We start from the raw sequence: 22,759 nt of genomic DNA, 5'->3' as shown, positions 1-22,759 counted from the left end.
AATGGCGGACGCTTACGCGACGGCCACACCGATGTCCGACAATTTCTTCGGCTCTTCCACTTTGTAGTCGGCCATTTCGTCAAACTGCAGATAACGGTAGACATCGTCGGACATGGTATCCAACATCGCCACGGCATCCATGTACTCGGCCACCGTCGGAATACGACCCAAGACCGAACACACCGCCGCCAGCTCCGCCGACCCCAGGTAAACGTTCGCGCCGTTCCCCAAACGGTTCGGGAAGTTACGGGTTGAGGTCGAGAAGACCGTCGCGCCATCGGCGACACGCGCCTGGTTCCCCATACACAAGGAACAACCCGGCATTTCCGTCCGAGCACCCACTCGACCGTAAATGCTGTAATAACCTTCTTCAATCAACTGACGCTCGTCCATCTTCGTCGGCGGCGCAATCCACAAACGGGTCGGCACATTGCCCATTTGCTCCAGCACCTTACCGGCGGCACGATAATGACCGATGTTGGTCATACAGGAACCAATGAACACTTCGTCGATTTTAGCGTTTTCCACGTCAGACATCAGTTTCACGTCGTCCGGATCATTCGGGCACGCCACGATTGGTTCTTTGATGGTTTCCAAGTCGATTTCGATCACCGCCGCGTAATCCGCATCGGCATCCGCTTCCATCAACTCAGGGTTATCAATCCACGCCTGCATTTCGTCACGACGACGCAACAAGGTCTTGGCATCCTGATAACCGTTTTCGACCATCCAGTCGATTAACGCCATATTGGATTTCAGATATTCAATAATCGGGTCTTGACCCAATTTCACCACACAGCCGTTGGCGGAACGCTCGGCGGACGCGTCGGACAACTCAAACGCCTGCTCCACTTTCAAATGCTCCAAGCCTTCGATTTCCAGAACACGACCATTGAAGATGTTTTTCTTACCTTTCTTCTCGACGGTCAGCAAACCGTCCTGAATCGCTTGATACGGAATGGCGTTCACCAAATCACGCAAGGTAATGCCCGGCTGCATTTGACCTTTGAAACGCACCAGAACCGACTCCGGCATGTTCAGCGGCATCACGCCCAAGGTTGCGGCAAAAGCCACCAGGCCTGACCCTGCCGGGAAGGAAATCCCGATTGGGAAACGGGTGTGCGAATCGCCGCCGGTACCGACGGTATCCGGCAACAACAGACGGTTCAGCCAAGAGTGAATGACCCCGTCACCCGGACGCAGAACCACACCGCCACGGCTGGTCATGAAATCCGGCAAGGAGTGTTGCAGTTTGATGTCCACCGGCTTCGGATAGGCCGCAGTGTGGCAGAACGATTGCATCACCAAATCCGCCGAAAAGCCCAAACAAGCCAATTCTTTCATTTCGTCACGCGTCATGGCACCGGTGGTGTCTTGCGACCCGACCGTGGTCATGCGTGGCTCACAGTACATGCCCGGGCGCACGCCTTCGATACCGCAGGCTTTACCGACCATTTTCTGCGCCAGCGTATAACCGTGCTCGGCTTGGGATTTATCCGTTGGGCGGATAAAGACGTCGGACGGTTCCATGCCCAGCGCTTCACGCGCTTTGTCCGTCAAACCACGGCCGATAATCAGCGGTACACGCCCACCGGCACGCACTTCGTCCGGCATGGTGTCCGGCGCCAATTCGAAAGTGGAAACCACCTCGCCCGCTTCGTTGGTAATTTTGCCGTCGTATGGGTGAATCGTAATAACGTCACCCATGTTCAAATTGTCTACTTCACATTCAATCGGCAAAGAACCGGAGTCTTCCGCCGTGTTGAAGAAAATCGGTGCGATTTTACCGCCCAACACCACGCCGCCTTGGCGCTTGTTCGGCACGTAAGGAATGTCATTCCCGAAGAACCACATCACCGAGTTCATCGCCGATTTCCGCGACGAACCGGTGCCCACCACGTCGCCCACATAAGCAACCGGATGGCCTTTGGCTTCCAACTCGGCAATGGTGCCGTCCACATCGTCCATGCGCGCTTTCAACATTTCCTTGGCGTGCAATGGAATGTCCGGACGCGACCAAGCCGCTGTCGCTGGCGACAAGTCATCGGTGTTGGTTTCGCCTTCCACTTTAAAGACGGTCACAGTGATTTGTTCCGGCATCTTAGGCTTATCCAGGAACCACTCGGCTTCCGCCCAGGATTTCAACACCTGCATGGCATAATCGTTGGTTTTCGATTTCTCCACCACGTCGTGATAAGCTTCATACACCAATAGGGTCTTGGAAAGGGCTTTCACCGCTTCTTCGGCCACTTCGGCCTTATCGCTGTCCAGCAAACCGATCAACGGCTGAACGTTATAACCGCCCAGCATGGTGCCCAACAAGAAGGTGGCTTTCACCGGGGAAATCAAATCAACAGACACTTTGCCCGCCGCCACGTCCGCCAAAAAGCTGGCTTTCACGTAAGACGCCTCGTCAACGCCCGGCGGCACACGGTTCACAAACAAATCCAATACAAAATCCGTTTCACCCGCCGGTGGGTTTTTAATCAATTCAACCAGTTGTGCTGTTTGCTCCGCATCCATCGGTAACGGTGGAATTCCTTCCGCTTCACGTTCAGCCACATGTTGACGATAGGCTTCTAACATACTCTCTCTCCAGTACTTATGATTTTTTTGGTTGGAGACATTTTATCATAGACACACCCAAACACTTAAGCCGCAGGTGCCAACAATCTAAAAAAGAATTCACACACCGTAAAACCGGGCGACCATCAGGCTGATCCGGCTCAGTGAAGCACCATGCTTTCAAACCCGTCCCAAAACAGCATCCCCAGCAGCCATATATTCAAAACCACAATCACAATCGACGCCATCCAAGCCATCATTTTAGTGCCATAGCCGTTCACCAAATCCCCCATTAAAGCCGGGTCGGAAGTCATCATCACCAACGGAATCACTGCAAACGGCAACTGCATCGACAAAACCACCTGAGACAACACCAGTAAACTCAATGGCTTGGCGCTCAATAAAATGGCCACCGCCGCCGGAATCATGGTCGCCAAACGGATATACACGCGGATTTTTAAAATATTAACCGGGCGTTTTTTAAAGAAGGATTCAAACACAATCTGCCCTGCCAGCGTGCCCGTTGCGGAACTGGCAATGCCCGACGCCAGCAACGCGATGCCAAAGGTCAGCGCCGCCGCACCGCCGAGCAATGGGCCGAGGGTGTGATAAGCTTCGTCGATATCGGTAATTAACAACCCTTTTTCATGGAATGCCGCCGAGGCCATAATCAAAATAGCGGAGTTCACGACCCAAGCGGCGGTTAACGCCAATATCGTGTCCCACTTCATCATTTTATAAAAGCGTTGTAACGCCTCCCCTGCCAAGCTGGAACGGGTTGTCACCTGATGAGAGTGCAAATACAGGTTATGCGGCATCACCGTCGCCCCCAAAATGCCCATCGCAATAAACAAAGCCGTGGTGTTCATAATCGTATCGTTCGGCACCGCCAAAGCCTTGGCCACCTCAGCCCACTCCGGTTGCACCAACCACAGTTCCACCACATACCCCAGGCCAATGGTGGCGACAAAGGCAAAAATGGTCATTTCCACCCAGCGGAACCCAAATCGTTCCAGCCAGAGAATCAGCAGCACATCAAAAATCGTCAGAAAGATGGCGGCCACCAGTGGAATCTCAAATAACAGGTTCAACGCCACCGCCACGCCTAAGAACTCGGCCAAGTCCGTCGCCACCATCGCCAAGCCCGCCGAAGACAATAAAAACGTCCCCCATCGTCCTGGGTGTTCACTGCGAATCATCTGAGCCAGATTTCGTCCCGTCGCAATTCCCAGTTTCGCACTGAGCAACTGCATCAAAATCGCCACCAGCGACGCCAACGTAATCACCCAAAGTAAGTCATAACCATAACGGGAACCCGCTTCGATGGACGTCGCCCAATTGCCAGGGTCCATATAACCCACCGACACTAAAAAAGCTGGGCCTAAAAAATACCAAATAGAACGTTGATCCGGCTGCTTCCCTGCGGCTTGAATATCCATAAAAACCTGTTTTGTTAAATAATTGTCGAAATAAATAAAGAAATAATGAGAGGCGTCATACCAAAACGAATGCTACACAAACCCCGCTCAAAGCCATTAACCAATAATTAATTAGACATTAATTAGCTGTTAATTAGTCACGACTAAAATATACATTAACAATGAAAAATATAAATTGAGAGACTATGAATATCCGGCTGAACTGACTCCAAATACATACAAACCCATTCGTTGTAAACGGACTTCAATGCTAAAATGAGTTCAAACAGTTAAGGCAAACAAGATGAATTCAAAGCCAAAATCGACCACAGCGCAAACCCCCAAACTTCGTCTCGACGTCCACAACGGCCTGACCGAATTTTCCGCCGAGCAAGCTGCGCAATGGGATGCCTTGGTGCAGGACAACAACCCCTTCCTCAAACACGGTTTTTTATCGGCTTTGGAAGCGCACGATTGCGTGGGCGAACATTTCGGCTGGTTGCCGCACCATCTCACCCTCACTTATGAAAGCCCGCACGGCGATCGCATCGTGGCCGCCCTGCCGTTGTATGAAAAACACAATAATTACGGCGAATTCGTTTTTGACCAGGCCTGGGAACAAGCGTGGAATCACGTCGGCTTGCCCTATTACCCCAAACTCGTCTCCGCCGTACCTTACACCCCCGCGCAAGGACAGCGTTTTCTGATTCACCCGCAGCTGGAAACCATCGGCAATGGCTCTTTCGACGCCGAACAACTGCAAACGCAGTTATTTGACGGCGCTTTGGCCTTAGCCGAAAATCTTAATATGAGCGGCGTTCACTGGTTGTTCGCCAACCCGGAACAGCAGGCCTGGTTGGAATCGCATAAACGGGATAACGAATACTTCCGTCACGACTGCCAGTTTCATTGGCACAATCAGGATTATCAAACCTTCGACGACTTTCTTGCCCAACTCAAAAAGAAAAAGCGCAAAAACATCCGCCAGGAACGCAAAGCCGTCACCGAAAGCGGCATCGAATTTCGTCAACTCAACGGCCACACCGCCACCGAAGACGATTGGGACAATTTCAGTTATTTCTACCAGAAAACCTTTATCGACAAATGGAGCACCCCCACGCTCAATCTCGACTTCTTCAAAGCCATCGCCCAAGCCATGCCCGAGCAAATTCTGCTGGTGCTGGCCGATTTGGACGGCCGCTGCATTGCCGGAGCCTTAATGTTCCGCTCCGACACCACGCTTTACGGCCGCCATTGGGGCTGCATTGAAGAAGTCAAACACCTGCACTTCGAAACCTGTTTTTACCAAGGCATCGACTACGCGATTGAAAACAACATTCAAACATTCGAACCCGGTGCCGGCGGCGAACACAAAATCGCCCGTGGTTTCACACCCGTCAAAATGCGCTCCACCCACTGGCTCGCCCAAAACCCCTTCCCGGCAGGCCTGGCCAGATTTATCGAAGAAGAAAAACATATGATTGATGAGTATGCAGCGGACTGCTGGGCACATTCGCCCTACAATGAAAACTAGAGTTTTTACTTAATTTTTAAAATCAAGTCGAGTAGGATAATCGTAAAAACGAAACAACTTTCTCTGATAAGAAAGTTAGGTCAAAATTCGATAACCGATCAAAAAAATTGGACGCAACCCTTTTTCATTTGGTGAATCAAATAGAAATAGTAATGCCTGCCTTAATTAAAGCGTAGCGTCCTATTTTATTAATAAATAAGAGATTTTTTCATGAATAAAGCAATTTTATTTGGTTGTTTCTTAATAACTGCTTCAATATTATCTGGCTGTTCATCAAATGGTGGCGTAAGAATTATAAATATAACTGACAGTGAATCTAAAAGTTATCATAAAGTAGTTATGCAGAAAAAAGGCGAGATAAAAACCGCGACTGTTGGAGATTCGATTTACAGAGATGTAGAGTTAATTGTTACTAAAGGATATGTTTTTACCTTAACTGAACCTGCAAGTATTAATCTAGAAAATGATGATAAATTGACTTTGAGCAGAAATCAAAAATCATCAGCAAAAACAATTTTTTCACAACAAGGTATTTTCTCTAATTTATTCTGTACCCCAAGAATTTGCTTAAAAGACCCTGTAGGCGTTGGTTCATTTAGTGAGTGGACTTTTAGAAATAAGTTGAACTGGAACCCACTAACTCCTGCAGTTAAGTATACAAAGGAAGTTGTTCAAAGTGAAAGTATTGATTACCCTGAGCATAGCTATAAAATCATTTATAAAGGAAAATCAAAAAACCTTGCAAAATTCACCGTACAAGAATTTGCTAAAAATATGATCCGTGAGGCATATTCTCAAGATTTTGACTTTGAACTAAATAACTCAAATCAAGGCTTATTTGCGTTTAAGAAAATAAAAATAAAAATTTTAGATGCATCAAGTGTAAATATTACATATGAAATTCTTTCAACCATGTCTGGAACTGAATTTATTGAGTAAATGAAACTAACTGTCACTCAATCAAAAAACATGAATATATTCGGACTTGAAATAGAAGCGACAACCTTTATGTCAGTATGGGGAGCAATCCTCTCAACAGTCTTAGCATTTCTTAAAATTTACGAGTATTGGAGTAACCGTTTTAGAATCGAGGTTAGCCCAGTTTTCAGAAGTATTCCTGAGATCGGGAACGATATAAATATCAACAACCTATCTTCCAAGCCTGTTCTTCTTGAGTATATGGAGCTTTATGTTATAAACGATGGAAAAGAAAAATGTATTTGGTCGCCAGAAGATTCATTGATTAATGTCAGAATTGAACCTTACGATACAAAAACATTTAATTTCAGTGAAGCTGATTATTTTGGATGGAATAAAAAGCCAGTCTATATTCGATTATATTTTGCTGGTAAAAAACAAATCACAAAAGCTTTAAACACCTAACAAAGACCGGTTAGCTTAACGGGGTGGCGATAATAGATCGGAGATTACGGAATGAGCCTATCTAAAACGACAAATATGGACGTAATCCGGTACCTCCTTGGTGCTACTGGTGCCGGAATGGTAATCATGAGTTTTGAAGCAAATAACAATGCCAATGAGATTTTCTGGCTTGGACTAATCTTTCTAGGTATCAGCATTGCCATGTGGCGTGCTCGCTTACAGGACGATAAGGAAAGAGATACATGACTCAAGTATGTCATCGTGGAAAAGGTTTAGGACAGATCAGTCCACAGGCAACAGACGCATAACAATGCACTCAAACCAATGGAGTCAGACTCGATTGATTACTCGAGGTTGCTTCAATACCTTTCGGTAAAAACGACCAGGCCTGGTAATATTGGTCATTTGATTGAATGCTCCATTTGCAAAGGATATGCAATGAACGAAACAGGCACTTTGATTTTTTTCAGCGGCAAAATGGGCGCGGGGAAATCCACTTACGCCAAACAACTGGCGAACGAACTCAAAGCGATTTTGCTGTCTGAAGATGATTGGTTGGTAGCTCTTTATCCTGATGAAATTCAAAACTTTGACGATTACATCCTGTATTCGGCACGCTTGAAACCCTTGCTAAAAAGCCATGTTCAAAGCCTGTTGCATTCCGGCGTTTCGGTGGTGATGGATTTTCCGGGCAACACCCCAAAACAACGGGCTTGGTTTAAAGAGCTATTCGACGAAAGTCAGATTCCCCATAAATTAATTTATCTGCAAACCGACGATTCGCTGTGCTTACAGCGGCTGGAAAAACGCCGACTGGAATCACCGGAACGCGCCCAATTTGATACCGAAACGGTGTTTCACCAGGTCAACCGTTACTTTCAGGCTCCAACGGAGGATGAAGGCTTCAACATCGACATTGTCCTCAATAAATAATCACTAGACACATCCAATCGAACCGGTTTGGTTCCCCCATTCATCCAAATTTACCGCCACGTCATTTGCAATCCAATTTAGATAAAAGTACCCTAAGACCAAGGTTAACAAGGCACTCAAGCGAAGTTTTTCAAGGCTCGCTCGCTGAGTTTGGTGTTAGCGGGTCGAAAAAATAACGCCGCACTCACTTCATTGAAAACACAAAGGTAAAAGAGAACAAAACATGATCAAAGAATTCCGTACGTTCATTAATCGAGGAAATGTGCTTGATTTGGCTGTCGCGGTCATTATTGGAGCGGCTTTCACCGCGATTGTAAAATCATTGGTGGATGACATTGTTATGCCCTTGATTGGTATTGCGTTGGGCGGAGTGGACTTCACGGCGCTGGCCTTCCAAGTCGGTGCGGCGACCATCACCTACGGCAACTTTATCCAAGCCATCATTAACTTTGTGTTAATTGCGTTGGTGGTCTTTTTCCTAGTACGGAGCATCAACCGATTGCAGGAACGAATGGCTAAGGAAAAAGAAGAAGCCGAGAAAGTCGAGGAAACTCCAGCCGCGCCACCGGAGCCATCCGCAGAGGAAAAACTGTTAACCGAGATTCGAGATTTGTTACGGAAAAACGGCAACACCAACGCTTAATTTATGTTTGATAAATGAATCGAATTTGACCCGATTGAATATTGGGTCAATCCGGCCAAACGCGTTTTGAAATCATGGGTTTAACCCGTTCTGTTGATTCCTCTTTTGAAGCTGGTTTTTTGACGACCGGCTTAGCGGGCGTCTTTTGACGCGATGGCGTTGCGGTTGTTTTGCTGGCGGGTTTTTCCTGCGTGGTTTTGGCACGACGCAGACTGTCGGTTAATTTAGATGCAGTGGTGTTTTGGGTGGTCATAAAACCTCCTGGATAATATCGTCGATTTCATTGGCGGCCATTTCGCCACGTTTGCCCATGCAATAGACACTCAGCCCATCCACCGCCGCATTGCGATAAACGGCGCGACGACGCAGGCCGCTTTTCAAGGCGGGAATATCGAACTCTTGCAGAGCTTCTTGCATGGCGTTGGATAAGGCACTGCGGGGTTCCAACTGATTGATGACGATATAGGGCTGTAAGGGCCGGTTGTGCCTTTTGGCTTGTTCAATGGCTTCGGCAATGCGAAGGCTGGCCCATAAATCCATCGGTGACGGCAACACCGGAATCAACAGCGTTTGGGACACTTTGAGCGCGGCTTGCATGACGCCGGTTTCCAGTGTTGGCGGGCAATCAATGACAATAAAATCGTAATCGTTTGCAAAGCGTTCCACTTCGTGAGCCAAATGCCCGGCCACAGCGATGACGGGAACCGGAAACGGTTTGTCTTCGGCCGACAACCGGCACCACTGGGTGGCCGAACCTTGCGGGTCGGCATCAATCAACAGCACACGGCCGTGATTGACCAGGCCTGCGGCTAGGTTCATGCTTAAAGTGGTCTTGCCGGTGCCGCCCTTCTGGTTGGCCACCGCTAAAATCCGTGCCGATGTCATGCGTTACTTCGCCCTTTCAAATTCATCTTTAAAGTCCCCCGCATCAAACAGGCATTTTGTGCCGTTAAAACCGGGGTGGTATCCGCCATAGCTTGAGCATTGCCATAAGTTTAAAAATGCCCAGGCCTGGTGATTATTGTTAAAGAGAGCTTTGCATGGGTGGGACGCGTGGAAAAAATGAGATCAAATTTTTCTGAATTAGGCGGAAAACGACGCTAATAGCTGCCTATTAACGAGTTTTTCAACGACATTCAGGAAGATTTTAGCCATTTTTAGACGTGTATCCATCCCGTGCAAAGCTCTCTTAAAATAAAGTGTTACAGATAGAGCGTGCAAAAGGCGTATTTTTGCATTCGGATATGCAATTGGTGGCGGGGAAACCGGGCCAAATTCCTATACAATACAGGGCGTTTTGACCCGGTTTTTTTTGGATTCACTCTCCGATTAAGTGTTCTTTGATGAGGATTTGCATAAAATTTTGGTCAAAGCCTTCATGTTCAATATCGTCAATCCAGCAAGGATTAGGATCATAGCCTTTGTACAGAGCAAAGCCCACTTTATATTCATCGCCGAAGCGGGCGAACAAAAACACGAACTTATGGTCATTCTGGGTGTTTTTCATACTACAGGAATTGTTTTCAGCCACCTCAAAGGTGATGGAAGCCTCCGGGTGTTCGGCTAAATAACGTTCTATTTCCGTCGACACCAACTGGTGTAAGTCTTCGTGGGTTTTGATCATCAAGGGTCTCCATTCAATATTAACCAGGCCTGGTGATTTTGTTTGTTAGCCTGTTGAAACCAAGGGCATGCCACGCCCTTCTGTTTTGCAAAGTGATAAGCATAGCCTAGCCGCTGACCGATACGCAACCCCACGAAAAATCGACCAGGCCTGGTCAAATTGATTGGTTAAAGCTTAGGCATGACCGTCAAACCGAAAATAAAGCCTTTTCGAAATTCCATTCACTGTCACCGGTCATCTTGTCGGATGAATTACATTTTTTAATGTTTTTGATTCGGAAATTCCGTTAAGGTGGTGATCAAGGGACCATTGTTCTCCCGTCATCATTTTTAAATGGAATCTTTCAAACCATGGTCGATAAAGTACAAAATTTAAGCCTTTCGCAAGTCATCAGTGCCTTGAGTTATGCCTTGGACTTAACGGAAGGACAACCCGCCGGGCACAGTGTGCGCTGCTGCTGGATTGGGATGCACATTGGCAAGATCATCGGCTTGGAATCCAAACACATTTGGAATTTGTACTACACCCTTCTATTGAAAGATGCCGGGTGCAGCAGTAATGCCGCGCGTTTATATGAACTGTATGGCAGTGATGAGCGCCAAGCGAAAAAAGATTTTAAATTGGTCGATAATGACAGCTACAAGCAGATGCTTGACTTTGTCCTCAAGCATACGGCCGTCGGAAGTGGCTTAATTTCCAAAACGAAACGTTTGATCAATATTGCTCGCTTCGGTGACGAACAAAGCACGGAAATGTTCGCAACGCGCTGCGAGCGAGGCGCGGATATCGCAAAACGCCTCGGGTTTAATGAAGAAATCGCCGACGGTATTCGTTATTTAGACGAGCACTGGAATGGCAATGGAAAGCCCTATGGCGTGGCCGGAGATCAAATTCCAATCAATGCGCAAATTGCACTGCTTTCGCAAGTGACCGATGTGTTTTTTCAAACCGGTGGTCAGGTTGCGGCGTTAAACGAGGTTCGTTCCCGAAAAGGCTCCTGGTTTAACCCGGCGTTGGTTGACGCCTTATTGAGTCTTGAAACACAATCGCCCTTTTGGGAAACCTTAACGAAAACAGACCTTGAAAGCGATATTCGTTCGCTCGAACCGGAAGCCGAAAAAATCACACTGACTCAACAGAAAATTGATGACATCACCTATGCGTTTGCCATGATTGTCGATGCGAAAAGCCCTTTTACGCACGATCACAGTTCTCGGGTAGCCGATTACACCGTCAAACTCAGTCAGCATTTTGGGTTTTCCTTTGAACAGCAGAGAGAAATCAACCGCTGTGCCCTGCTGCATGATATTGGCAAACTGGGGGTAAGTAACCACATTCTGGATAAGCCCGGCAAACTGACGGATGATGAATTTAAACAGGTTCAACTGCACCCACTGTATTCCGAACAAATTCTACAACGCATCCAACCGTTTAACCGAATTGCCAAAATCTGCGGGGCACACCATGAAAAGCTCAATGGAAAGGGCTACCCTTATGGGCTGAAAAGTGAAGAAATTTTATTTGAAACTAAACTGATCACCGTGGCGGATATTTTTGATGCCCTGACCGCTTCCCGCCCTTATCGAGATGCCATGCCGATCGAAAAAGCGCTGTCGATACTCAAAAGCGAGTGTGGCAGTTCCATTGAACCTGACATTTATGAGGCCTTGATACAGATTTTGCCGCAGTTGGCGATTGGCGCAGAAAGCCAAAATGGTTAAATCTGATTATAGATAATCGGCATCTGCCCTTTCCATTGTTCCCACAAGTCTTCTTCGGTTATTAACCGGGCCATCAAATCGGCGACATTGATTCGGCTGGTTTCACCGGCATTGAAAATGGCGCTTCGAGTTGGAGAGGGATAAATTGCATAGTCGGTAACGTCCGAGCGATCCACCAAGGAATCGGGCCGTACGGCGGCCCATTCGATGGCGGGATGATTTTGTCCGACTTGGGTTCGCAGGTAATCGGCGGCGTGTTCGTTATCCGAATGCGGTGGCAATAAAAGGCGAATCAACCCGACAATCAGGGTTTCCGCAAACGAAATGGGTTCCGCCAAATCACGGTTCCGGTTCCCGGAGGTGTTCATCAAAGCAAACCGGGTGGGTTCGGTTTTGTGGTTGGCTTGAATGGCATCGCACAAACGTTGCACGGCGTCGGTCACCAAACGGCGCGGTTGACCGAAAAGGCCTTTCCAAGTCAGATTATGCCCCAAGCAGGAAGCCACGGCGCTGCAATCGCTTACGAGCTCAGCGAGCTCCGTTTCCGACAGCGCCAAAATGTCGGCTTCGATGAGCGTCAAATGCGCATGCGCTCGAACCGTTTCCGGCAAGCGTTCCGCAGAACGCACCACCGCTTTGACATGACACCCACGGTTGAGCAATTGACTCACCAATAACCGCCCCGTCGCACCCGTTGCCCCGACCACCAAAACATTCATTTTCCAAGCACTCCATCAAAATCCATTACAATGTCATGACTGGATGATTTACCGCGAAATCCTAATCAAAATTTCGTATCATTTGAATCCATTCAATCACAAACCATTCTAAGGGAAAGCACGGTGAGAAACCTACTGATTTTGACAAGCCTCTTTATGTTAGCCGGATGCAGCAATCAGGCCGTTTACGACAATATTCAGCACAATAACCGTAACAGTTGTTACAAAAAGCCACCGTCGCAATACGATGCTTGCATGAAGGCCGCGAATAAACCTTACGACCAATATGAACGGGAACGCGAAGAAGTCAACGCGCAATAAATGGTTGCAGGCTTTGGCCTGAATGCCAATTCATCACCTCCGCCCCTACTTAAAAAGATATAACGCATCATGTATAAAACCACCCGATATTACATTATGGCACTGCTTACCGCGCTGATTCCCGTGGTTTCGAATGCCGACGATTCGGTGATCGCCAAGCTTTTCGCCCAACAAAATATTGAGGGCACCATGGTCATTGAATCGCTGAAAACCGGGCAAACATTTGTCCATAATGCAACAAGAGCGAGGCAGCCGTTTTCACCCGCCTCGACGTTTAAAGTAATGAATACCCTGATTGCCGTTGAGGATGGCGTGGTTCAAGATGAACACACTGTATTCAAATGGGATGGTCACCATTACAGTGTGGCCCGCTGGAATCACGACCAAACGTTGGACAGCGCTTTTAAAGTTTCCTGCGTATGGTGTTATCAGCAAATTGCCCGTGCAGTCGGAACCGAAGCTTACAAACGTTATCTCAAACAAACTGATTACGGTCATTTACAGAACGAATTCGATGTCACCACCTTTTGGCTGGATGAAGGCTCACTTGAAATCAGTGCATTCGAACAGGTGGATTTTCTAAAAAAACTCGTCCGTCGCCAGCTTCCTTTTAATGACAAGGCTTATGACACCTTGCAAAAAATCATGCTGGTGAAAAAAACACCCTCTTATTCCTTATGGGCTAAGACGGGTTGGGCCGCACGCGTTCACCCAAATGTGGGTTGGTATATCGGCTATGTCAAAACATCGCAAGACACCTGGCTGTTTGCCTTGAATATGGTGCTCGACAATAAAGCGCAATTGCCCTTGCGCCAAAAATTGGCACTGGAAGCGCTGAAGGCCAAAGGCATTATCGATTGACCCCTAATTGCCCCCTATAAAAAGAGACCGTCTATGAAGCGCAAACAACTTGGAATCGTTATTTTTGATGACGTCGAAGTCCTCGACTTTTGCGGCCCGTTTGAAGTTTTTTCCGTCACACGATTGGATGAAAATCGACGCTTTGAAGACACGTCTCCGTTTGACGTCCATCTGATAGCGCAGTCACCCGAACCGGTAACCACTACCGGAGGGATGAAAGTCATCCCCGGCTGTACATTCGAACAAGCCCCGCCGTTGGATATTCTGGTGGTGCCGGGCGGCATGGGCACTCGTCAGGAAATGCACAACGAAAGCTTACTGGCGTTTGTGCGTGATGCGGCCGCTTCGGTTGAAACCCTGGCTTCGGTCTGTACGGGGGCGTTGGTGCTCGGAAATGCGGGCTTGTTGGACGGTTTGAGCGCAACCACCCATTGGCGCTCGTTGGATTGGATGCAATCACTTTTCCCGAACGTCACGGTCGATAAGCAGTCGCATGTGGTCAACCACGGTCATATAATCACCTCAGCTGGCATTTCCGCCGGCATCGACATGGCCTTGCAGATTGTCGCCATGCAGTTCGGGGAAGACGTTGCCCGCGCGGCGGCTCGCCATATGGAATATCCCTATCCGGAAAGCAACGAACGCCGAATCAATCTCTCTCCCTGATAAGGTTAGGCCATAAATAAACACTGAATGCCAAATTTTATTTTTTGACTCGTCTCGCTTCATCTCCCGACTTTCAGCGAATATGAAATACCTGGAAAGACCCATGATCTTTTTTGCAACTTGTATCATGCACGCTGGAAAATTTCGTTAGAATGGCTACCACGCACGATTCAGAGACTAAAAGTCCCCATAATGAGTACTCCCATGAGGGTATGGATTTTTTTAGGGTATGATTGAAAATACACGCCATGGCGAGCCATTGGCGGTTTTTTTTGTCCTACGATAAAAACGATAGTCGTTTTTGTTCATTCATTGATTCCTGCCTTAGCTCTCCTCCCACTGTATATTCAATGACCAAAAAATAAGGACTTAAACAGATGAAATGTAAAGCAGCAGTCGCTTGGGAACCCAAAAAACCTTTAGAAATTGAAGAAGTTGAAGTAGAAGGCCCAAGAGAGGGTGAAGTCCTATTAAAGGTAGTTGCTTCAGGCGTTTGCCATACGGATGCGTTCACCCTGTCTGGTGACGACCCTGAAGGCGTTTTTCCAGCCATTTTAGGGCACGAAGGCGGCTGTGAAGTGGTCGAATGCGGCCCCGGTGTTAAAGATCTGAAACCTGGCGACCACGTGATTCCGTTATATATTCCCGAATGCGGAGAATGCGAATACTGCAACTCTACGAAAAGCAATTTATGCCAATCCATTGCCGGAACGGTTTGGACAGGCTATATGCCGGATGGAACACGTCGTTTTTCCAAAAATGGTAAGCCAATTTACCACTATATGGGCTGTTCCACTTTTGCTGAGTACACGGTGGTTCCGGAAATCGCATTAGCTAAAATCAATAAAGAAGCGCCGTTGGATAAGGTCTGTTTACTCGGTTGCGGCGTCACCACCGGAATTGGCGCCGTACTCAATACCGCTAAAGTGGAAGCCGGTTCGACGGTGGCCGTATTCGGTTTAGGCGGAATCGGGCTTTCTTGTATTCAAGGCGCGGTTATGGCCAAAGCTTCACGGATTATTGCGGTGGACCTGAACCCAAGCAAATGGGAAATGGCCAAAGCTCTCGGCGCGACGGATTTTGTGAACCCAAGAAGCGTGGATGGCAAAGTCAGCGAGTACATTGCTGAAATTACGAACGGCGGTGTCGATTACTCCTTTGAGTGTATCGGTAATGTCGAGGTGATGCGCGATGCTCTGGAATGTACTCGCATGGGCTGGGGGGTTTCCACCGTTATTGGTGTGGCAGGCGCCGGTCAGGAAATTTCGACTCGTCCGTTTAACTTGGTCGTCGGTCGCACCTGGAAAGGAAGCGCTTTTGGTGGCGTGAAAGGACGTAGCGAACTACCGGGTTATGTGGAACGTTATATGGACGGTGAAATCGAGCTGGATGCTTTCGTGACCCACACAATGGGCTTGGAAGACATTAATAAAGCCTTTGATTTAATGCACAGCGGCGAAAGTATTCGCTCGGTCATTATTTTTTAAAAACGCGGATTACGATCTTTTTTTAAAATAATGAGATAGATAATGGAATGAATGAAACATGAAACAAATAGAAAGCATTAAAGAATTTGACGGTTTTCTCAACCGCTATACACATTTCTCGGATAGCTGCCAGTGCGAGATGACCTTTTCAGTCTATTTGCCGCCGCAAGCGGAAACACAAGCCGTACCGGCTTTGTACTGGTTATCCGGCTTAACCTGCACAGACGACAATGTACGCGTTAAAGCGGGGGCACAACGTTATGCCGCCGAAAACGGCATTGCCTTGGTGATGCCGGACACCAGCCCTCGTGGGGACGAGGTGGCGGATGAACCCGATCGTTATGACTTAGGAAAAGGTGCCGGTTTTTATGTGAATGCCACGCAAGAACCTTGGGTGAAGCATTATCAAATGTATGATTACGTGACGGCTGAACTGCCCAATTTGATTGAGCAAAATTTTCCGGTGATGGCTGGCGTTAAATCCATCAGCGGCCATTCAATGGGTGGTCACGGTGCCTTAATTTGCGCGTTAAAAAATCCAGGAGCGTTTCGATCGGTCTCGGCCTTTTCGCCCATTTGTCACCCAACGCAGTGCGGCTGGGGACAAGGTTGTTTTACGGCCTACCTAGGAGAAAAAAATCAAAGTGACTGGGCGTCTTATGATGCGGTTGAATTAATTGAAAACGGCGCGTCTTGTGAACACATTTTGGTTGATCAGGGTACGGCGGATGAATTTTTAACCGAAGGTCAGTTACAGCCCGAAGCGTTGCAAAAAGCCTGTGACGATAATGGCATTAACCTGCAACTCAGAATGCAGGATGGCTATGACCACAGTTATCACTTTATCGCCACCTTTATTGGTGAGCATATCGCCTACCACACTAAGGCCCTTTCGCAAAAATAACGCCTCCCCCTCGGCCGGCATTCCGCCGGCACGCCACTTGAATATCCCCAACCGGAAAGCGACGAACGTCGCCAACCGGTGTCACTCTGATCCTCTCCGAAACAAGCTCCATTCATTGGTCGTCTCATAACCCTGAATCCAGTAATCCGGTCATTCCCGATTGGCTTTCTGACCTTGGGCGGTTATCCTGTTTCAATCAGCCCATGATTCATCAGAACCATTCATCAGGTTTTTAAGGATATTCTATGCACGATATGATTGGGGAGAGGCGCACTTCAATCCTCACCCCTGGCGAAAATTGCTGGCAAAAAGTGAATGCGAACCGTGCTGCAGTGGCCATTGATGGCGAAGCCTATTTTCGCGCGGTACGTGAAGCCATTCTTTCGGCGCATGATTCGGTGTTCATTCTGGGGTGGGATTTACACAGCCGATTGAAGCTGGTGCGAGACGATTCTGACCATGAGCACCCGATTGAACTGGGCGAATTACTGGATTTCGTCGCACGAGAACACCATGTCGATGTTTTTGTGCTGACCTGGGACTTTGCGTCCATCTATACATTGGAACGCGAAAGCCGTCCTTCGTACGTGTTTAACAAGAAAACCCACTCGCGTGTTCATTTTCATTTAGACAGTCAGCACCCGGTTGGCGCTTCTCAGCACCAAAAGGTCGTGGTCGTTGACGATCGTGTGGGCTTTTCCGGCGGCTTTGACCTGAGCAAATGGCGCTGGGATACCCCCGAGCATGCCATTGACGATGCCAGACGAAAAGACCCAGACGGCAAGCCTTATCCCCCTTTCCATGATGTTCAAATGGTGGTGGATGACGATGCGGCCAAAGCTTTAGGGCAACTGGCACGCGAACGCTGGCAACGTGCGACCGGAACTCAAGCAACCCCGGCTCAACCGGATTCGCCAAATGCGCCGGACGATGACCTAGAGCATGATCCTTGGCCCGCTTCCATAACACCATTGATCCATAATGTACCGGTCGGCATTGCACGAACACTGGCGCAATATCGTGGACACCCCGCGATTCAGGAAGTGAAACAACTTTATCTGGACAGTATTTCAGCGGCCAAGCACTTTATTTATATCGAAAACCAATACCTGACATCAAATGCGATTCAACAAGCGCTCGTTGCAAGTTTACAGCTTGAAAACGGCCCCGAAATCATCATCGTGATGCCGGAAAAAACCGGCGGATGGCTTGAGCAGCATACCATGGATGTATTGCGTGCCCGCCTGGTCAAAAAACTGCAGGATGCGGATCACGCAAACCGTTTGCGGTTGTATTATCCGCAACTCGCAAGCGATACGGATGTCTCTTTAATGGTTCATGCCAAGTGTATGATTATTGATGATTGCATGCTTCGGGTGGCATCCTCCAACCTCAGCAACCGTTCGATGGGGCTGGACAGTGAGTGCGATCTTTTCATTGAAGCGGAAATCGAATCAGAGGCTTATTACGCGATTCAAAAAATCCGGCGCACCTTGATGAGTGAGCACCTGGGTATCGACACTACGACACTGCAAAACAGTGAAGCGGAACATCCATCGTTGATCCGCGCAATTGAATCGCTCCAAGGCTCCGAGCGCACCTTACAGACGCTGAATACAAACGTCACAACGGAAGTCGATCAACTGGTGCCCGAATCCGCCCTAATCGACCCTGAACAGCCGTATCACCCCGATCATCTTGTGAACCATTTCGTGCCGAATAAAGACAAGCCTCATACGGCCCGGCATTTTCTAAAAGTCGCTTTGCTATTGACGATGTTATTGGTTTTGGTCGCCGTATGGCGCTGGACGCCGTTAAGCGACTGGCTGAATATCGACCAGATGATGCGTTATATCACCTTACTGGAATCGCAATCACTTGCACCCTGGCTTGTGATTCCAATATTTGCTGTCGCCGCCACGCTCGCCGTGCCCTTAACCCTGTTGGTAGTGGCCGTGATATTGGTCTTCGGGTCCTCGCTGGGGTTTGCCTATGCCTTGTCGGGCGCCCTGCTCAGCGCGGTGTTGTCCTATCTGTTGGGACAATGGGCCGGACACGGACTGCTGAAACGTTACGCGGGGAATCGTTTGCATCGCATCAGCCAGAAGTTATCCAAACGTGGTGTTTTAACGATTATTACAATGCGCATCATTCCCATCGCACCTTTTGCGGTGATTAATGTGGTCGCCGGTGCCTCCCACATTCGCTTACGGGATTTTATATTAGGATCTTTCATTGGTTTTTTACCCGGTATGGCGGCCATTGCGCTGTTTACCGACAAGGTGTTACGCTCAATAAAAGAGCCAAGTGGCATCAACCTCATTTGGCTGGTCTTTTGGGTGGTGGCGATTGTTTTGATGATGTTTGGACTGCGTAAATGGCTGCGCTATAAATCCCGGAAACGCGAGCAAGGACAATAACGAAAACCATGAACATCAAATTAGTCAGCTGGAACCTGCATCGCTGTATCGGTCATGATGGTCAGCAATCCGTCGAACGTTGCGCGGCGGTGCTTCAGGAAATCAATGCCGACTTGATTATCTTGCAGGAAGTGGAATCTTGCCCAGGCCATGAATTTGACGCGCTGAACCATTTAGCACAAGCGACCCAATGCACCGCCCTGGCGGGCAACACCATGAAGTTAGGCGACAGTGATTACGGCAATGCTGTCCTGACACGGCTTCCCTATGAAGACGTCCGGTCGCATGATCTCAGTGTGACCGGCCGCGAACCTCGAAAGGCAATGGATGTTTCTTTCACACTGGACGGTATTCGGTTACAACTGGTGGCGACCCACCTTGGCTTACGGCCATCAGAACGCCGCGAACAAGTGGAACGTCTATTAACGATTTTTAACGATAATGCTCATGACGTTGTCATACTGGCTGGTGACCTGAATGAATGGTGGTTATGGGGACGACCGTTACGAGCCTTACATAGTCGCTTCCCGGACACGCCCTTTCGACGAACCTGGCCAACGAAATTACCGATGTTGTCATTGGATCGTATATGGGCCGCTCCTCGCCCCGTATTGAAAAGTTTAAACACCCACCGCAGCCCGTTGGCCAAACAAGCTTCCGATCACTTACCCCTTGTGGCCGAGCTTGACCTTAACGCCGCTTTATAAGCTCGTTCAGCCCACTCTTTGGCCTCTTCCGGGTCATCGAAAATAACCTCCGGCGCCGCATAATAAGATAATTGCACCCGGCCCCCATCCCGTGAATACTCGAACGGCAGCAACCCTTGCTCGATAAACGTTTGCGCCGATTCATCGTCCGTTTTCAAAAACAATTCGTTACCGGACACCAACCCAAACATCACCCCCTGATGATACAAGCCGTAACCGCCGAACATTCGTTTGGCCTCAATGGCACCGAACAACGCAAACACATCATTCAATGTCGACAGGAAATCATTGGAGGTTTTCATGACGGTCGTTTTCGGCTCAGTGCGTTATTTATGACGAAAGCCAGCGATACTGAGTCGGATTATCCGGACATTCCTGCAAACCGCACTCCAACAAAACCGTCGCCACATCCGCGAACAGCATCACACTCAATGCCACAAAGGCCAACCAACTGAATCGTTGAAACGCTATAGAGGTATCCGCGCTTTGCTTCAGCGCATACTGTCCGGCATAGCTCATCACGATGGCGATATAAACCACCGCCACCACGGCGATGACAAATACCCAGGTGTACATATGCAATCCCAGCACCGCCGAACCATAGCCTTCCGGGTCATTGATGTGCAAACTGACTTGGCGCAACGCAATGAGCCCGGTCAAAACCGCCGCCAGCAATGACAATCCATAATGGCCGGGATGCGCGCCGTATCGTAAATTCAGCATAAAACCGAATGCGATGGCCAACAGCCCCATGCGTTGCAACAAACATAAAGGGCACGGCAGTTCGTTCAGCACCAGTTGATAATAAAACGCCGCGGCGATGATCAGGCAAATGCCAAGAATTTCAACGATACTTTTCCACTTGAACAGGTTGGGAAAGGTAAAAAATGACATAAACGACAACGGCCTTTAAAAATGCAACCCGAGGTGATCGGTTGCATGTTGCAGGAAAACCGCCAACGCCACCACCAGAAAAACCATGAACAAAGCAATGCCCGCTTTGCGGTGATACCAAGCCGTGACCGTCGCAATAAACAACAGGCTGAACGCAATTAGAATTCCCGGCACCGAATCACCTCGTAAAATGGATAAACGTTGATTATAGACTGAATTCCCTAAATCGCCCAGGCCTGGTGTTTATTCAGGATTGAATGCGAATCAAATTATGCTTTTAAGACCTTTTTCCAAGCCTCGGACAAGACCTCATTGACACCTTCTTCAATGGTTTCACCATGCGCAATAATCGCCCTTTCCGCCTGCCAGCCCAGAATTTTATACAATGCCGTCTGAACGATTTGTTTATTTCCCCAGCCCATTTGATATTCCGGTGCAGGCTTAGGTTTATTCCACATTCTGAAAACAAACTTCCACCAGAATCGCAAAACCCAATTGGCATGATGCCGGTAGTCGTCACCAATATTTTCCAGTAAATCAACGAGAATCAAAGTCTTGGAAGGTTTATGGAAAAAAGCGACTTCCCACATATATTTGGTGCCGCTCACCACCACTTGGTCAATTTCATCCGCCCATCTCGGATCCGGTTTATTACCGAGTATCCAGTCAAAGGGAATATCCGGTCGTTTTCTTTCCAAGCCCGGGCATAAAAAGGTTTCCGCTTGCGGATACTTCGTTTGGAAATCGGTTACGAATAAATGGTGATAACTGCCCGGTGCAACAATGTATTTCACCGGGCCAATGTCATCAATCTGCTGCCGGATAGCATCGGTTATTTTGCAGGGATCATGAATAAGCAGATCGCCATTTTCCAAACGGATAATGGTCATCCGCCCAAACAAATCCATACCCTCAAACCGAATTGGGTATTCAAGTAACCATACTTGGTTTTTTACATATTCCGTTAAGGCTTCCATTGATGCGCTTTAAATTCTCCATTCATATTAAATCAGACATAATACGTATATTCTAATATGACGAATGAATTTAAAGCAAAAATAACCAGGCCTGGGCGGTTTAGGGCAAACGGTTGATTAAGCCTTGTCTTTGGCCTCGCCGTCTTTCAAGGCTTTTTCGGCGGCTTTGCGTTCTTCAATCCAGGCGCGTTGGTCGAAATCGACGTTCATGCAATCGTAGCAATGTTCTTTGAAGATGCCCAGTTTGGCCAATATCCAGTGCATTTTACAGCCCAGACAGAACCCAAACACCGCTTCCATCCACATCAGTAAGAAACAGATGCCCACCAGCAACGGAATGAAATCCGGCATCCAGTTATGGTCCGTCGGCAGAATCTGCGAACCGAACAAGTCGTTGACGAAACGCGCCGCGGTATCCGGGTTAAAAAACAACAAACACAAGGTAATCAGCGTGGCGCCAATCAGCCAGGCGAAACGTTTGGGTTTCAGCGGTTCCCATTTCGGACGGATATTCCGAGTTAAAAACGTCGCAATGTGAATGGTCGGCGACAAATAAGCGGTGCGGATGAACATGCCGACAATCATTTCGAACATGCCGTACAGCAGAATCAGACTGGGAATGGTGTAGTCGAACGGCGTGCGGAAGGCTTGCACATTGAAGATGGTGCGCCAATCGTCGGTCACGTCAAAGGTCTCTTCCACCATAGTGTTCGGCAATACCGTCCAGGTCGGAGCCAGTACGGTGGTGAACAGAACGATGACCATGTAAATCGGCAGAATCAACATCAACCCCGCTCGCATTTGAACAGCGTATTTATTGATGAAAACAATCTCTTCCGATTTATCTCGGAACCACAGGTTTTTAAAGTGGTATCTCAAGTAGTCCAACATTTTTTATCCTTTTTAATCATCTCTCTCTTCGAGATAAGAACGTAAGCATAAAAACCTAGAGCGGAATTATCAATCAGGATAAACCCTAAAT

General features: G+C 48.2%; 25 protein-coding genes. 14 read left to right on the top strand and 11 right to left on the bottom strand.

Features of this window, described 5'->3' with window-relative positions; translation table 11 throughout:
- Positions 1–12 precede the first annotated feature (12 nt).
- Together acnB and EPV75_RS06355 are read right to left on the bottom strand one after the other, a co-directional pair.
- Positions 13–2,586 (bottom strand): bifunctional aconitate hydratase 2/2-methylisocitrate dehydratase, encoded by a 2,574-nt coding sequence (gene acnB, locus EPV75_RS06360; protein WP_128384838.1) that lies wholly within the window; start codon positions 2,584–2,586, stop codon positions 13–15.
- 140 nt (positions 2,587–2,726) lie between these two features.
- Entirely contained in the window at positions 2,727–4,004 is a 1,278-nt protein-coding gene (locus EPV75_RS06355) for an Nramp family divalent metal transporter (protein WP_128384837.1), read from the bottom strand.
- A gap of 283 nt (positions 4,005–4,287) precedes the next feature.
- On the opposite strand from EPV75_RS06355, the gene EPV75_RS06350 reads away from it, so the two are divergent.
- The 6 genes from EPV75_RS06350 (at position 4,288) to mscL (ending at position 8,476) form a co-directional block, all read left to right on the top strand.
- Entirely contained in the window at positions 4,288–5,517 is a 1,230-nt protein-coding gene (locus tag EPV75_RS06350) for a GNAT family N-acetyltransferase (protein WP_128384836.1), read from the top strand.
- A gap of 210 nt (positions 5,518–5,727) precedes the next feature.
- A complete protein-coding gene (locus EPV75_RS06345; protein WP_128384835.1) occupies positions 5,728–6,456 on the top strand; it encodes a hypothetical protein in 729 nt (242 codons plus the stop codon).
- Entirely contained in the window at positions 6,457–6,900 is a 444-nt protein-coding gene (locus EPV75_RS06340) for a hypothetical protein (protein ID WP_128384834.1), read from the top strand.
- A gap of 51 nt (positions 6,901–6,951) precedes the next feature.
- Positions 6,952–7,146 carry a hypothetical protein gene (locus EPV75_RS06335; RefSeq protein WP_128384833.1) on the top strand — a complete coding sequence of 65 codons (195 nt, stop codon included), beginning with the start codon at positions 6,952–6,954 and terminating at the stop codon, positions 7,144–7,146.
- Between the two features lie 192 nt (positions 7,147–7,338).
- Positions 7,339–7,833, top strand: a complete 495-nt coding sequence (locus tag EPV75_RS06330; protein ID WP_128384832.1) for an AAA family ATPase — start codon at positions 7,339–7,341, stop codon at positions 7,831–7,833.
- 223 nt (positions 7,834–8,056) lie between these two features.
- Positions 8,057–8,476, top strand: coding sequence for a large-conductance mechanosensitive channel protein MscL (mscL, locus tag EPV75_RS06325; RefSeq protein ID WP_128384831.1), 420 nt, complete (start codon positions 8,057–8,059; stop codon positions 8,474–8,476).
- Positions 8,477–8,522: 46 nt separating this feature from the next.
- On the opposite strand, the gene EPV75_RS06320 is transcribed toward mscL, so the two are convergent.
- From EPV75_RS06320 to EPV75_RS06310, 3 genes are all read right to left on the bottom strand, one after another.
- On the bottom strand, positions 8,523–8,729 hold the full coding sequence (locus EPV75_RS06320; RefSeq protein ID WP_128384830.1) for a hypothetical protein: 207 nt from the start codon (positions 8,727–8,729) through the stop codon (positions 8,523–8,525).
- A complete protein-coding gene (parA, locus tag EPV75_RS06315) occupies positions 8,726–9,361 on the bottom strand; it encodes a ParA family partition ATPase (RefSeq protein ID WP_128384829.1) in 636 nt (211 codons plus the stop codon). The genes EPV75_RS06320 and parA overlap by 4 nt, the downstream gene beginning before the upstream one ends.
- A gap of 433 nt (positions 9,362–9,794) precedes the next feature.
- Entirely contained in the window at positions 9,795–10,100 is a 306-nt protein-coding gene (locus tag EPV75_RS06310) for a hypothetical protein (protein ID WP_068648666.1), read from the bottom strand.
- 350 nt (positions 10,101–10,450) lie between these two features.
- Here EPV75_RS06310 and EPV75_RS06305 point away from each other — a divergent pair, with 350 nt between their 5' ends.
- On the top strand, positions 10,451–11,821 hold the full coding sequence (locus tag EPV75_RS06305; RefSeq protein WP_128384828.1) for an HD-GYP domain-containing protein: 1,371 nt from the start codon (positions 10,451–10,453) through the stop codon (positions 11,819–11,821).
- Here EPV75_RS06305 and EPV75_RS06300 read toward each other — a convergent pair.
- On the bottom strand, positions 11,818–12,540 hold the full coding sequence (locus EPV75_RS06300) for an NAD(P)-dependent oxidoreductase (RefSeq protein WP_128384827.1): 723 nt from the start codon (positions 12,538–12,540) through the stop codon (positions 11,818–11,820). The genes EPV75_RS06305 and EPV75_RS06300 overlap by 4 nt on opposite strands.
- A 156-nt stretch (positions 12,541–12,696) precedes the next feature.
- Between EPV75_RS06300 and EPV75_RS06295 the strand changes: the two genes are divergently transcribed.
- The 7 genes from EPV75_RS06295 to EPV75_RS06265 all read left to right on the top strand — a co-directional run bounded on the left by EPV75_RS06295 (position 12,697) and on the right by EPV75_RS06265 (position 19,906).
- Entirely contained in the window at positions 12,697–12,861 is a 165-nt protein-coding gene (locus tag EPV75_RS06295; RefSeq protein WP_206197857.1) for a hypothetical protein, read from the top strand.
- A gap of 96 nt (positions 12,862–12,957) precedes the next feature.
- Positions 12,958–13,722: a class D beta-lactamase gene (gene blaOXA / locus EPV75_RS06290; protein WP_128384826.1), complete on the top strand. Its 765-nt coding sequence runs from the start codon at positions 12,958–12,960 to the stop codon at positions 13,720–13,722.
- Positions 13,723–13,755: 33 nt separating this feature from the next.
- Positions 13,756–14,388 carry a DJ-1/PfpI family protein gene (locus EPV75_RS06285; RefSeq protein WP_128384825.1) on the top strand — a complete coding sequence of 211 codons (633 nt, stop codon included), beginning with the start codon at positions 13,756–13,758 and terminating at the stop codon, positions 14,386–14,388.
- A gap of 377 nt (positions 14,389–14,765) precedes the next feature.
- Entirely contained in the window at positions 14,766–15,875 is a 1,110-nt protein-coding gene (locus tag EPV75_RS06280) for an S-(hydroxymethyl)glutathione dehydrogenase/class III alcohol dehydrogenase (protein WP_029937988.1), read from the top strand.
- Between the two features lie 58 nt (positions 15,876–15,933).
- Positions 15,934–16,779, top strand: a complete 846-nt coding sequence (fghA, locus tag EPV75_RS06275) for an S-formylglutathione hydrolase (protein WP_128384824.1) — start codon at positions 15,934–15,936, stop codon at positions 16,777–16,779.
- Positions 16,780–17,024: 245 nt separating this feature from the next.
- On the top strand, positions 17,025–19,199 hold the full coding sequence (locus EPV75_RS06270; protein WP_128384823.1) for a VTT domain-containing protein: 2,175 nt from the start codon (positions 17,025–17,027) through the stop codon (positions 19,197–19,199).
- Positions 19,200–19,207: 8 nt separating this feature from the next.
- Positions 19,208–19,906, top strand: coding sequence for an endonuclease/exonuclease/phosphatase family protein (locus tag EPV75_RS06265; RefSeq protein ID WP_128384822.1), 699 nt, complete (start codon positions 19,208–19,210; stop codon positions 19,904–19,906).
- On the opposite strand, the gene EPV75_RS06260 is transcribed toward EPV75_RS06265, so the two are convergent.
- From EPV75_RS06260 to EPV75_RS06245, 5 genes are all read right to left on the bottom strand, one after another.
- Positions 19,861–20,208, bottom strand: a complete 348-nt coding sequence (locus EPV75_RS06260; protein WP_128384821.1) for a TfoX/Sxy family protein — start codon at positions 20,206–20,208, stop codon at positions 19,861–19,863. The two genes, EPV75_RS06265 and EPV75_RS06260, sit on opposite strands and share 46 nt — an antisense overlap.
- Positions 20,209–20,236: 28 nt before the next feature.
- The gene (locus EPV75_RS06255; RefSeq protein WP_128384820.1) at positions 20,237–20,800 is read right to left on the bottom strand and encodes a disulfide bond formation protein B; all 564 of its coding nucleotides are present in this window, start codon (positions 20,798–20,800) and stop codon (positions 20,237–20,239) included.
- A gap of 15 nt (positions 20,801–20,815) precedes the next feature.
- A complete protein-coding gene (locus EPV75_RS12245; RefSeq protein ID WP_164730751.1) occupies positions 20,816–20,974 on the bottom strand; it encodes a DUF5993 family protein in 159 nt (52 codons plus the stop codon).
- Between the two features lie 95 nt (positions 20,975–21,069).
- Positions 21,070–21,777 carry a DUF4336 domain-containing protein gene (locus tag EPV75_RS06250; RefSeq protein ID WP_128384819.1) on the bottom strand — a complete coding sequence of 236 codons (708 nt, stop codon included), beginning with the start codon at positions 21,775–21,777 and terminating at the stop codon, positions 21,070–21,072.
- Between the two features lie 117 nt (positions 21,778–21,894).
- Positions 21,895–22,668, bottom strand: a complete 774-nt coding sequence (locus EPV75_RS06245) for a DUF4395 domain-containing protein (RefSeq protein ID WP_128384818.1) — start codon at positions 22,666–22,668, stop codon at positions 21,895–21,897.
- Positions 22,669–22,759: the final 91 nt, after the last annotated feature.

The organism is Hydrogenovibrio thermophilus (assembly GCF_004028275.1).
Taxonomy (GTDB): domain Bacteria; phylum Pseudomonadota; class Gammaproteobacteria; order Thiomicrospirales; family Thiomicrospiraceae; genus Hydrogenovibrio; species Hydrogenovibrio thermophilus.
The sequence above is the reverse complement of the archived record's forward strand: the minus strand, read 5'-3'. Positions and strand labels throughout refer to the sequence as shown.